General features: G+C 71.1%; 11 protein-coding genes and 1 tRNA gene. 1 reads left to right on the forward strand and 11 read right to left on the reverse strand.

What is annotated here, in order from left to right; translation table 11 throughout:
- Positions 1 to 2 precede the first annotated feature (2 nt).
- From IE182_RS22180 to IE182_RS22210, 7 genes are all read right to left on the reverse strand, one after another.
- On the reverse strand, positions 3 to 992 hold the full coding sequence (locus tag IE182_RS22180) for a carbohydrate ABC transporter permease (protein WP_190111640.1): 990 nt from the start codon (positions 990 to 992) through the stop codon (positions 3 to 5).
- Positions 989 to 2,320: an ABC transporter substrate-binding protein gene (locus IE182_RS22185; RefSeq protein WP_229845014.1), complete on the reverse strand. Its 1,332-nt coding sequence runs from the start codon at positions 2,318 to 2,320 to the stop codon at positions 989 to 991. Before IE182_RS22185 ends, IE182_RS22180 begins: the two co-directional genes overlap by 4 nt.
- Positions 2,317 to 2,523: a cold-shock protein gene (locus IE182_RS22190; protein ID WP_190111641.1), complete on the reverse strand. Its 207-nt coding sequence runs from the start codon at positions 2,521 to 2,523 to the stop codon at positions 2,317 to 2,319. The genes IE182_RS22185 and IE182_RS22190 overlap by 4 nt, the downstream gene beginning before the upstream one ends.
- Before the next feature lie 148 nt (positions 2,524 to 2,671).
- Positions 2,672 to 2,744 (reverse strand) — tRNA-His (locus IE182_RS22195).
- Positions 2,745 to 2,841: 97 nt separating this feature from the next.
- Positions 2,842 to 3,447 carry an oligoribonuclease gene (gene orn, locus IE182_RS22200; protein WP_190111642.1) on the reverse strand — a complete coding sequence of 202 codons (606 nt, stop codon included), beginning with the start codon at positions 3,445 to 3,447 and terminating at the stop codon, positions 2,842 to 2,844.
- A 5-nt stretch (positions 3,448 to 3,452) separates the two neighbouring features.
- On the reverse strand, positions 3,453 to 4,799 hold the full coding sequence (locus IE182_RS22205; RefSeq protein ID WP_190111643.1) for a helix-turn-helix domain-containing protein: 1,347 nt from the start codon (positions 4,797 to 4,799) through the stop codon (positions 3,453 to 3,455).
- 368 nt (positions 4,800 to 5,167) lie between these two features.
- Positions 5,168 to 5,500 (reverse strand): hypothetical protein, encoded by a 333-nt coding sequence (locus tag IE182_RS22210; RefSeq protein WP_229845015.1) that lies wholly within the window; start codon positions 5,498 to 5,500, stop codon positions 5,168 to 5,170.
- Between the two features lie 334 nt (positions 5,501 to 5,834).
- On the opposite strand from IE182_RS22210, the gene IE182_RS22215 reads away from it, so the two are divergent.
- A complete protein-coding gene (locus tag IE182_RS22215; RefSeq protein WP_190111644.1) occupies positions 5,835 to 6,356 on the forward strand; it encodes a universal stress protein in 522 nt (173 codons plus the stop codon).
- A gap of 375 nt (positions 6,357 to 6,731) precedes the next feature.
- On the opposite strand, the gene glmS is transcribed toward IE182_RS22215, so the two are convergent.
- The 4 genes from glmS to IE182_RS22235 all read right to left on the reverse strand — a co-directional run bounded on the left by glmS (position 6,732) and on the right by IE182_RS22235 (position 11,182).
- Positions 6,732 to 8,546 carry a glutamine--fructose-6-phosphate transaminase (isomerizing) gene (gene glmS, locus IE182_RS22220; RefSeq protein WP_190111645.1) on the reverse strand — a complete coding sequence of 605 codons (1,815 nt, stop codon included), beginning with the start codon at positions 8,544 to 8,546 and terminating at the stop codon, positions 6,732 to 6,734.
- Positions 8,547 to 8,647: 101 nt separating this feature from the next.
- The gene (locus IE182_RS22225; protein WP_190111646.1) at positions 8,648 to 8,923 is read right to left on the reverse strand and encodes a hypothetical protein; all 276 of its coding nucleotides are present in this window, start codon (positions 8,921 to 8,923) and stop codon (positions 8,648 to 8,650) included.
- Positions 8,924 to 9,019: 96 nt separating this feature from the next.
- Entirely contained in the window at positions 9,020 to 9,952 is a 933-nt protein-coding gene (locus tag IE182_RS22230; protein WP_190111647.1) for a DUF4429 domain-containing protein, read from the reverse strand.
- 69 nt (positions 9,953 to 10,021) lie between these two features.
- Positions 10,022 to 11,182, reverse strand: coding sequence for an acyl-CoA dehydrogenase family protein (locus tag IE182_RS22235; RefSeq protein WP_190111718.1), 1,161 nt, complete (start codon positions 11,180 to 11,182; stop codon positions 10,022 to 10,024).
- Between the last annotated feature and the right edge of the window lie 6 nt (positions 11,183 to 11,188).

Below are 11,188 nucleotides of genomic sequence, written 5' to 3' on the forward strand. Positions count from 1 at the left end.
ACTCACCCTTCCTTCCGCAGGCGTCGCGCGATCAGCCCGCCGGCGGCGGCGATCAGCAGCAGGATCAGGAACATCGTCCACGCGACGGCACAGGCCCGCCCCAGGTGGAAGTTGAACCAGCCCTGCTCGTAGAGATAGAGACCGAGCGTCTGGAACTGGTGCGCGGCGCCGCCCTTCTGCCCTCCGGCCCCGCCGAACAGCAGCGGTTCGCCGAAGAGCTGGGTCGCCCCGATCGTCGAGACGACGATCGTGAAGAGGATGGTCGGCCGCAGCGCCGGCACGGTGATGTGCCGGAACTGCGCGAGGCGCGAGGCGCCGTCCAGCGCCGCCGATTCGTACAGCTCGTCAGGCACCGCCTGCATGGCGGCCAGGTAGATCAGTGCGTTGTAGCCCGTCCACCGCCAGACGACGATCGAGGACACCGCGCACCGGGAGGACCACGTGCCGTTCTGCCAGTCGACCGGGCCGATCCCCGCCGCGTCCAGCGCCCAGTTCACCATGCCGTAGTCCCGCCCGTAGAGCAGGACGAAGACGAGCGTGGCCGCGGCGACGGAGGTGGCGTAGGGGGTCAGCAGCGCGACCCGCCAGAACGTGGCGGCCCGCAGCCGGTAGTGGAGCAGATGGGCCAGGCCCAGCGCCATCAGCAGCTGGGGAACGGTGGAGAGGACACCGATGGTGAAGGTGTTGCGCAGGGCGTTCCAGAAGAAGTCGTTGCCCAGCAGACGGGCGTAGTTGTGCAGCCCCGCCCACTCCATGCGGCCGGGGGAGGTCAGCTCCACCCGGTGCAGTGAGGCCCAGCCCGTGTAGAGGAGGGGGAAGAGCCCGAATGCGGCGAAGAAGAGGAAGAACGGCGCGACGAACGCGTAGGGGCTGCAGCGCACGTCCCAGCGGTACAGACGGCTGCGCCAGGGGCCGGGCCCGGCCCGGCCCTGCCGGCGGCCCGCCGCCTGGCCGGCCGGGGCGCCCTCCACCACCGTGGTGGTGGCGGTCATCCGTCCACCGCGTTCTCGATCTCCTTCTGCGCCGCCCGCCAGCCCGCCCGGGCCGGCCGGCCCTGCTGCTCGACCTGCGGGATGCCGACGTCGGTGAAGGCCGTCCCCATCTGCGCCTCCATCGGGCCGTGGACGAGCAGGGGGATGGAGCGGGCCGCCGTCGTGAAGATCGCCCCGATGGGCGCATTGCCGAAGTAGGCGTTCCGGGCGTCCCTGACCTGCGGCATCGCATACGAGGCCGGGGTGGAGGGGACACCGGCCTGGCGCTCGAAGAGCCGGGCCTGCTGGGCGGGCGCCGTCAGCCAGACCGCGAGCTCGATCGCCGCCGCCCTGTGCCGGGCCGCCTTCGGGACGCCGATGAAGGAGCCGCCCCAGTTGGCGGGCCGGGGCGCGGTGGCCACGTCCCACTTGTCCCGGCCCGCGGCACCCGACTTCTCCTTGATGTAGCCGAGCATCCACGGCGGGCAGGCGACGGTGGCGAAGCGGCCGTTGGCGTACGCCTGGTCCCAGGGCTTCTCGAACTGCTTCAGCCGCGCGGTCAGCCCCGCCCGGACGGCCTGCACGGCCAGGTCCCAGGAGGTCCTGACCGCCGGGCTGTTCGCGTAGACGGGCCTGCCGCGGCGGTCGTAGTAGCGCTCCGCGTAGCCGTGGACGGAGGCGTTGTAGAGGCCGGCCGCCGAGTCCGTGAAGACGGTGCCCGCCGGGGCCCGCCGGGTGTACGCCCGGCCGGTGTCGATGTACCTCTGCCAGTCGCCGGCCCACAGCCGGCCGACCGCCTCCCGGTCCGTCGGGAGCCCGGCCCTGCGGAAGAGGTCCTTGCGGTAGCAGACGGCGATCGGGCCGATGTCCGTACCGAGACCGATGGTGCGGCCGTCCCGGGTGGTGGCCTGCGCCCATTTCCACGGCAGCCAGTCGCGCCTGCGCACCCCCTTCGCCCGGCCCAGGTCGACGAAGAGGTCGCCCTGCGCGGCCGCCACCTGGTGGATGTTGCCGACCTCCATGGCCTGGATGTCGGCCAGGCCACTGCCCGCCGCGAGGTGGGTGAGGAGCTGGGGGTAGTAGGCGTCATTGCGCTCGATCACGCTTTCCCTGATGGTGACGCCCGGGTGCAGCCGCTCGTACTCCTCGTAGAGACCCGCCTGCTTGCAGCCGAAGACACCGAAGGTGCCGATGGTGACCGTGGTCCGCCCACTGCCGCCGGGACGGTCGGCGTCGCCGCCGTCCCTGGCGCAGCCGTCGAGGAGACTGACGACGAGGACGAGCGCGGCGGCCGCGAGGAGCAACAGTGCCCGGCGGCGGAAGGGACCGCTCGACCAGGCCGGGGTCACGTCTCGACGACGACGTTCTCAGCCTGCGGTCCCTTCGGTCCCTGGGTGACGTCGTAGGAGACCTTGTCGTTCTCGCGCAGCTCCTTGTATCCGGTGCTCTGAATCGCGGAGAAGTGGACGAACACGTCCGGGCCGCCGTCGTCCTGCGCGATGAAGCCGAAGCCCTTGTCGGCGTTGAACCACTTCACTGTGCCTGTTGCCATCGGTCATGACCCTTCGTCCGGTGTCGGCACCTCAGCATTCCCCGGACCCGGCCCGAACTTCCCCCGTACGCGCCCTGCGTCACTCCTGGGGACTACAAAACGACAAGGGCCCGGTCCGCTTGCGCGAACCGGGCCCTTGCTCGGTGAGGGTGAGTAACGGGACTCGAACCCGCGACATCCTGGACCACAACCAGGTGCTCTACCAGCTGAGCTATACCCACCGTGTCCGGTGCGTTTCCCACCGGCCGAGAAAAAGTGTACAGGGTCCGGAGGGGTGCTCGCTCCCAGCTTTCGTCGTGCCGGGAGCGAGCTACGTCACTATGCCTGAACAGGCAGGACGTGCTTGGCCGCGATGGCCTTCGCCGTGTCGGAGTCCGGGCCGGGCTGCGGCACGAAGATCGCCTCGCGGTAATAGCGGAGCTCGGCGATCGATTCGCGGATGTCGGACAGTGCCCGGTGGTTGCCGTTCTTCTTCGGGCTGGCGAAGTAGGCACGCGGGAACCAGCGGCGCGCCAGCTCCTTCACCGAGGACACGTCCACGATCCGGTAGTGCAGGTGACTCTCCAGTCCGGGCATGTCGCGCAGCAGGAAGCCGCGGTCGGTGCCGACCGAGTTTCCGCACAGCGGGGCCTTGCCCGGTTCCGGGACGTGCTCGCGGACGTACGCCAGGACCTGCCGCTCGGCTTCTTCGAGCGTGGTCCCGCCGTCCAGCTCCGCCAGCAGCCCGGAGGCCGTGTGCATCTGGCGCACCACCTCGGGCATGGTGGCGAGCGCCTCGGCGGGCGGGCGGATGACGATGTCCACGCCGTCCCCGAGGATGTTCAGCTCAGAGTCGGTGACCAGTGCGGCCACCTCGATGAGCGCGTCGGTCGACAGCGAGAGCCCGGTCATCTCGCAGTCGATCCACACCATGCGATCGTTCATACGTCTCACCCTACGGGGCGCTCCCGCTGACCGGGCAGGCGTGGGGCGTACAGGTCCGACTCCGGTTTGCCCGGATCCGGGATGTTCGTCCCGGGTCCACCGGTGTGGCCGGGCATATGGCCGAGATGCCCGCTGTGCCCTCCATGGGGTGGGGGAGCGCCCAGGGGCGCGCCCGTCACCGCATGGGCGGGGGCCATGGCCGTGCGCCGCATCGCCATGAGCGCCTCGCCCGAGCGGGGCTCCACCGGCTCCGGCCGGTCGAAGCGGTCGCCGCGCTCCGGGCGCTCCGCACGCTCCGCCCGCTCGCCCCGCTCCGGCCGGTCCACCACGCCGCTCTGCGGCCGGCGTGCCCGGTAGGCGGCCCGGTAGGCGGCGGGGGAGGACCCCAGCTGCCGCCGGAAGTGGCCCCGCAGGGCCACCGGCGAACGGAAGCCGCAGCGCCCGGCGACCTCGTCCACGGAGTAGTCCGAGGTCTCCAGGAGCCGCTGCGCCTGGAGCACCCGCTGGGTGATCAGCCACTGCAGCGGGGCGCTCCCGGTGAGCGAACGGAACCGCCGGTCGAACGTGCGACGGCTCATGTACGCGCGGGCGGCCAGGGTCTCCACGTCGAACTGCTCGTGGAGGTGCTCCAGCGCCCAGGCGACGACCTCGGCCAGCGGGTCGGCGCCGATCTCCTCCGGTAAAGACCTGTCGAGGTAGCGCTCCTGTCCTCCGCTGCGGCGCGGCGGGACGACGAGGCGGCGGGCCAGGGCCCCCGCGGCGTCGGCCCCGTGGTCGGTGCGGACGATGTGCAGGCACAGGTCGATGCCTGCCGCGGTGCCCGCGGACGTCAGTACGTCGCCGTCGTCGACGAAGAGCTCCCGCGGGTCCACGTGGACCGAGGGGTAGCGCTTGGCGAGCGTGGGCGCGTACATCCAGTGGGTGGTGGCGGGCCTGCCGTCGAGCAGGCCCGCGGCGGCCAGTACGAAGGCCCCGGTGCACAGCCCGACGATGCGGGCGCCCTCCTCGTGGGCCCGGCGCAGTGCGTCGAGCGCGGCGGCCGGTGGCGGCTGCGTGATCGACCGCCAGGCCGGTACGACGACGGTGCCGGCCCTGGAGAGTGCCTCCAGGCCGTACGGTGCGGTCAATTCCAGGCCGCCGGTTGTTCGCAATGGCACATCTTCGCCCGCGCACACCAGCAATCGGTAGCGGGGAACTCCGGCGTCCTGTCGGTCGATCCCGAACACGGAGAGCGGGATGGAGCTTTCGAAGATGGGGCCGCCGCTGAAAAGAAGTACGGCGACGATCTCCCGGCGGCGGCGTCCGGAGAGCTTGCGCGCGGTCTCCGGTACGGTCGTGGAGTCCTGGCTCATGGCGCTAAGCCCCCCTCGGCGGTCGAGTCCTCTCGGTCCTGCACGTTTCCCCTCGGTCCTGAACGGTTCCCCCGCCGGTCATGGCCAAGATCGAATCTACTGCGTCACTTGGAGACGCGGTGACCAGTTCACCACCCGCCTCTAAGTCGACATGACAACTTGGCGCGAAGCGTTCGATCACGAAGCGTTGCACCTGCAGGCTCCGGTGAAAAGTACGCCTCTCGCCCATGCCCACTGTCCGTAGGCGGCAACCGCCCTCCGCGGCGCTTTCCTTGCTGGTCGACCGGCTGTTGGAGGGCCCTCCGGCCAAGGTATGAAGTTCGGCCTGAACTTGGCTGAAAACCTACGGGTCCAGGCGTGCGACGGGGTCAGTCCACGGGGCTACCGGGCCCCGGGTGACGGGCTCCGCGATGGCTGCCGCCGCCCGTCCGGCCGCGCCGCCCGCGGTGCGGAACCGACTGCTCCGCCAAGGCCCTGGCGGCGGTGCGCGCGGACTGCCGCAGCAGGGCGTGGCAGACGCAGGTGAGGGCCACCAGACCGGCCGCGGTGCCGGCCGCGCCGCCGAAGGACTGACCGCACATCAGCAGCACGACGGGGACCAGGGCGCAGCTGAACGCCGCCCACCGCACCACGTCGCTCACCGGATCGGGGGACTCCCCTTCGGTGGCGTCCTCGCGGGCGTAATCACGGGTTCCGGGCACGGAGCGGCTCCCTGCTGGCGGCTGCTGGCGGTATTACAACGGCGGCCCGGGGGCAGGGGTCACTGGGGAGCGGCCGCCGGGGAGCGGAGCCGGGGCCATTGCGCTACGCGCCGCGCTCGTGCATGCTCCGGGGAACGCCCACGGGGTCCAGGCCCCGGCGGGCAGCCTCTGGGCAGGCAGCGAGTGTCGCCGTACCCTGGGGGGTAAGCCCTTGAAAAGATGAATCCCGGACGGATTTCGCCGTCCATGATCCATCGCCGGGCGCACCCCTCGACAACTCCAACCAGTCCACCGCCGTTCCCCTCGACAAGAGGCTTCCTTCGCCGAGACACCGATGGCCGGTCACGAATTCTCCGAACCCGCGGACCGCAAGCGGATCGCCGATCAGACGGCGCATCCCGAAGCGGCGGAAGAAACACGTCGTTCCTGCGATCCGGCGTTCCAGCACGGCGTCGTGGTGGGCTTCGACGGTTCCACGTCGAGCGAGCGAGCGCTTGCGTATGCAATCGGCATGGCCCGGCGCTCGGGCTCTGGGCTGATCATCGTCCATGTGGCCAACCGGCTGCCGACGACCGTGTGGGCGGGCTGTGAACCGCCGGTCTTCGTGGACGTACCCGATCACCGCACCGAGGTGCTGGGCCTGGAGCTGGCCTGTGCGGACTATTTGTCCGAAGTGCCGTGGATCCTGGTGGAGCGTGGCGGGGACATCTGCCACGAGCTCGAAGAGGTCGGGCGGGAGTACGCCGCCGACGCGATCGTGGTCGGCTCCACGCACGGTCTGGTCGGCCGGATCTTCGGCTCGGTGGCGGGCCGGCTGGCGCGGCGGGCGCAGCGGCCCGTGGTCGTCATCCCGTAGCTCCCGCGGGACGCCCGTAGGGGTGCGGAAGATCGTTCACGCTCTGCGGGGAGGCGCCAACTGGCGTGCGCCCGGCGGGCGATGACGTCCGAACGCCTCGGCCACCTGCGGAAATCTACTCACGCGTAGAGGTGGATGGCGCGCGCGGTGCGGGTACAACCCCGGCACACGGCGCCGCCGTGCTGCCGGACGGGAGGTGACGGTTCCCGGGACCGGTGGCTCGCCGCCGGCGTGAGGGCGACGCCGGCGCAGGGGAGGCGGTCCCCCGCGCGCGTGGTGGCACGCGCGGGGGACCGTTCTCTCGTACCTGTCGCGGACAGGTGCGGACAGGTCCGAGAGGTCCGAGGGGGCCCGCCGGGGCGGGCCCGGGCGGGACTACTCGACGGTGACGGACTTCGCCAGGTTGCGCGGCTTGTCGATGTCACGGCCCATGGCCTTCGCCGTGTAGTACGCGAAGAGCTGCAGCGGGATGCCCATGAGGATGGCGTCCAGCTCGTCCTCGTTCTTCGGCACGACGATCGTGTGGTCGGCCTTCTCCTGCTCCTGGTGCGCGACGGCGAGGATGCGGCCGCTGCGGGCCTTGATCTCCTCCAGCGCGGCGCGGTTCTTCTCCAGCAGCTCGTCGTTCGGAACGATCGCGACGGTCGGCATCGCGGGCTCGATCAGGGCCAGCGGGCCGTGCTTGAGCTCGGAGGCGGGGTAGGCCTCGGCGTGGATGTACGAGACCTCCTTGAGCTTCAGGGACGCCTCGCGGGCCACCGGGTAGCCCCGGACGCGGCCGATGAACATCATCGACTTGGCCTCGGCGTACTCCTTGGCCAGCTCCTCGATCTGCGCCTCGTTCGCCAGGATCTCCTCGATCTGGCCGGGGAGCTTGCGCAGACCCTCGATGATCCGCTTGCCGTCGGCGACGGACAGGTCGCGGGTGCGGCCCAGGTGCAGGGCGAGCAGGCCGAAGGAGACCACCATGTTGGTGAAGCACTTGGTGGAGACGACGCAGACCTCGGGGCCGGCGTGCACGTAGATGCCGCCGTCGGTCTCGCGGGCGATCGCCGAGCCGACGACGTTGACCAGGCCCAGGACGCGGGCGCCCTTGCGCTTGAGCTCCTGGACGGCGGCGAGCACGTCGTAGGTCTCACCGGACTGGGAGACGGCGATGTAGAGGGTGTCGGGGTCCACGACCGGGTTGCGGTAGCGGAACTCGGAGGCCGGCTCGGCGTCCGCGGGGATGCGGGCCAGCTCCTCGATCATCTGGGCGCCGATCTGACCGGCGTGGTACGAGGTGCCGCAGCCGAGGATCTTGACGCGGCGCACGGCGCGCGCGTCGCGGGCGTCGAGATTCAGGCCGCCCAGGTGCACGGTGGAGAAGCGGTCGTCGATGCGGCCGCGCAGGGCGCGGTCCACGGCGTCGGCCTGCTCGTGGATCTCCTTGTGCATGTACGTGTCGTGGCCGCCCATGTCGTACGACTCGGCCTCCCACTCGACGGTGGTCGGCTGGGCCGAGGTGGAGGAGCCCTCGGTGGTGTACGTGCGGTAGTCGTCGGCGCGCAGGGTGGCCATCTCGCCGTCGTCGAGGGTGACGACCTGGCGGGTGTGGGAGACCAGGGCGGCGACGTCGGAGGAGACGAACATCTCCTTCTCGCCTATGCCCAGCACCACGGGGGAGCCGTTGCGGGCGACGACGATGCGGTCCGGGAAGTCGGCGTGCAGGACGGCGATGCCGTACGTGCCCTCGATGTGCTTGACGGCCTCGCGGACCTTCTCCTCCAGCGTGCCGGCCTCGGAGCGGGCGATGAGGTGGGCGAGGACCTCGGTGTCGGTGTCGGAGACGAAGACGAAGCCCTCGGCCGTCAGCTTGGCGCGCAGGTCGGAGGCGTTGTCGATGATGCCGTTGTGGACGACGGCGACCTTCTCGTCGGCGTCCAGGTGCGGGTGGGCGTTGACGTCGTTCGGCGCGCCGTGGGTGGCCCAGCGGGTGTGGGCGATGCCGGTGGTGCCCGCGAAGCGCTTGGGCAGGCGGGACTCCAGCTCGCGGACGCGGCCCTTGGCCTTCGCGGACTTCAGGCCGCCGGTCTTGCCGTGCAGGGCGATGCCGGCGGAGTCGTAGCCGCGGTACTCCAGACGCTGCAGCCCCTCCAGCAGCAGCGGCGCGACGTCACGCTTGCCGATGTATCCGACGATTCCACACATAGGTGAGACCCTCCCAGGTAGACGTTCAGTGGTGCCGATGGCGGCGAGGGCAGCGGGGGCGGTGTGCGGACCGCCTCACCCGTGCCGGTCGTCCCGGCCGGTCAGCCGTAGACGATGCGGCGCAGCTGCCGCAGTGAGAGTTCCGGGGGTGCCACCGCGCGGTGCGGCAGCTCGGCCGCGATCCGCTCGAAGATCTCCGCGTTGTTCAGTCCGCCGGACTGGAGCTCGCGGTGGCGGCGACGGACGAACTCCTCGGCCGTCTCGTCGAAGTACGCGAGCACGTCCAGCACCACCCGGGCAGCCTCGCCGCGCTGAAGCGGCGTGCTGCGCACCAGGTGGTCGACCAGGTCGTCGTGGGACATGCGGCGTTCGAGCACCCGTCGATACTGAGGGGAACCCCGGCCCTACGCAAGAATCCTGCCCGATTTCGGGCAGGAATGCCAGCGGATGTGATGTGAAACAGGGGGAAACGCCTAGAAACGACGCAGGATGGCCTGTTTCGCGGCGGAGAACTCCTCGTCGGTCAGAATGCCCGACCGGTGCAGCTCACCCAGCTCGCGCAGCCGGCGCAGCAGCGCGTCGTGATCGTCGGTGGCCGCGGAGGGCGGCCGGTGGTCCGCGGGGGCGGCCCCGGCCGCGCCCGGTCCGGGCTTGGTGAGCGCGGGCCGGCCGGCGTGCTGCTCGTCCCCGGTGCCCGGGGCGGGCGCCGAGGGGTGCGGCAGGCGGGCGGTGACGGCGGCGGCCACCAGCGCCATCAGCGGGTCCTTCTTGAAGCCGTACAGCTCGACCGCGTGCGGGTCGTGCTTGGGAGGGATGCCGGACGGCGCCGGCGGCACGGTGAAGCGGAGGTGGCCGTTCTCCAGGCCGGCGGAGGGCTGCCACTCGACCGCGGAGATGTCGGCGAGCGTCAGGACGCGCGTGCCGGCGGACTTCTTGCCCTCCTCGGTCTTCCAGTTCCATTCGAGCCGGACGCGCTCGCCGTCGAACGTGGCCGTACCGTCCCCCGCTCCCACCGAGATCGGCAGGGAGGGGCCCGGCAGCAGGTAGCGGTCGGTGGGGCCGGCCGGGACCTGCTCCAGCACCAGGGCGGTGCGCACCTCTTCGGCGAAGTACTCCGCGACGCCCGTGCGGTCGGGCTCCACGGTCAGCTGATACGGATCGGCGGAGTCCGGAAGCCGGCCGCGGGTCGCCTGGGCGAGCGGGTCGGCGCCGTCCCGCAGCCGCAGCCGGAGCCGGCCGCCCTTGCGGCCGGGCTCGAAGGCGATCCCCGCCACGGCCGCCAGGGGCACGCTCAGCTCGCCTAGGGTCTGCCGCAGCAGGTGCACCCCGCGTTCCCGGCCGGGCACGATGCGTATCGCGACGCCGTCGAAGGACCACGTGCCGTCCGTCTGCAAGATCTCAGCCATGGACGGGATTCTCGCAGGTGGATCTTGTTCGGCGGAGGGCCGGCGGGCGGAAGCCGGCCCTCCGGCAGCTCACTCCGTGAAGCCCAGCTCGCGGGCGATCAGCATGCGCTGGACCTCGCTGGTGCCCTCGCCGATCTCCAGGATCTTGGAGTCGCGCCACATGCGGGCCACGGGGTACTCGTTCATGAAGCCGTAGCCGCCGTGGATCTGGGTGGCCTCGCGGGCGTTGGTGACCGCGATCTCGGAGGAGTAGAGCTTGGCCAGCGCCGCCTGCTTCTTGAACGGCTCGCCGTGCACCAGCCGGGAGGCCGCGTCGCGCCAGGCGACGCGGGCCGTGTGCGCCCGCATCTCCATGTCGGCGATCTTGAACTGGATGGCCTGGTTGGCGCCGATCGGCCGGCCGAACGCCTGCCGCGTCCGCGCGTACGCCACCGACTCGTCCACACAGCCCTGGGCCAGGCCCGTGGCCAGCGCCGAGATCGCGACACGGCCCTCGTCGAGTATCCGCAGGAACTGCGCGTAGCCCCGGCCCTGCTCGCCCAGCAGGTTGGCCGCCGGCACCCGGACGTCGGAGAAGGACAGCTCGCGGGTGTCCGAGGCGTTCCAGCCGACCTTGGAGTAGGGGGCCGCGACCGTGAAGCCGGGCGTGCCGGACGGCACGATGATCGAGGAGATCAGCGGCTTGCCCCCGTCCGTGCGGCCGGTGACCGCGGTGACGGTGACCAGGCCCGTGATGTCCGTGCCGGAGTTGGTGATGAAGCACTTGGTGCCGTTGATCACCCACTCGTTCGTGGCCTCGTCCAGACGGGCCGTGGTGCGGGTGGCGCCGGCGTCCGAGCCGCCGTCGGGCTCGGTCAGGCCGAACGCGCCGAGCATCTCGCCGGAGCAGAGCTTCGGCAGCCACGTGCGCTTCTGCTCCTCGGTGCCGAAGCGGTGGATGGGCATCGCGCCCAGCGACACCCCGGCCTCCAGGGTGATCGCCACGGAGGAGTCCACCCGGGCGAGCTCTTCGAGGACGAGGCCGAGGGCGAGGTAGTCCCCGCCCATGCCGCCGTACTCCTCGGGGAACGGCAGCCCGAACAGGCCCATGCGGCCCATCTCCCGCACGATCTCGTACGGGAACTCGTGCCGCTCGTAGAAGTCGCCGATCTTCGGGGCGACCACGTCGTGTGCGAACTCCTCCACGGTGCGGCGGAGTTCCTCGTGCTCGGGGGAGAGGCGGTGGTCCAGCGACAT

This window comes from Streptomyces cinnamoneus (assembly GCF_014650495.1).
GTDB lineage: Bacteria > Actinomycetota > Actinomycetes > Streptomycetales > Streptomycetaceae > Streptomyces > Streptomyces cinnamoneus.

Bases quoted from the DNA above. Each gene is read 5' to 3' on its own strand.
- IE182_RS22190 (WP_190111641.1), bottom strand. From the start codon at position 2,523: ATGGCAACAGGCACAGTGAAGTGGTTCAACGCCGACAAGGGCTTCGGC.
- IE182_RS22230 (WP_190111647.1), bottom strand. From the start codon at position 9,952: ATGGCTGAGATCTTGCAGACGGACGGCACGTGGTCCTTCGACGGCGTC.
- IE182_RS22180 (WP_190111640.1), bottom strand. From the start codon at position 992: ATGACCGCCACCACCACGGTGGTGGAGGGCGCCCCGGCCGGCCAGGCG.
- IE182_RS22215 (WP_190111644.1), top strand. From the start codon at position 5,835: ATGGCCGGTCACGAATTCTCCGAACCCGCGGACCGCAAGCGGATCGCC.
- IE182_RS22205 (WP_190111643.1), bottom strand. From the start codon at position 4,799: ATGAGCCAGGACTCCACGACCGTACCGGAGACCGCGCGCAAGCTCTCC.
- orn (WP_190111642.1), bottom strand. From the start codon at position 3,447: ATGAACGATCGCATGGTGTGGATCGACTGCGAGATGACCGGGCTCTCG.
- glmS (WP_190111645.1), bottom strand. From the start codon at position 8,546: ATGTGTGGAATCGTCGGATACATCGGCAAGCGTGACGTCGCGCCGCTG.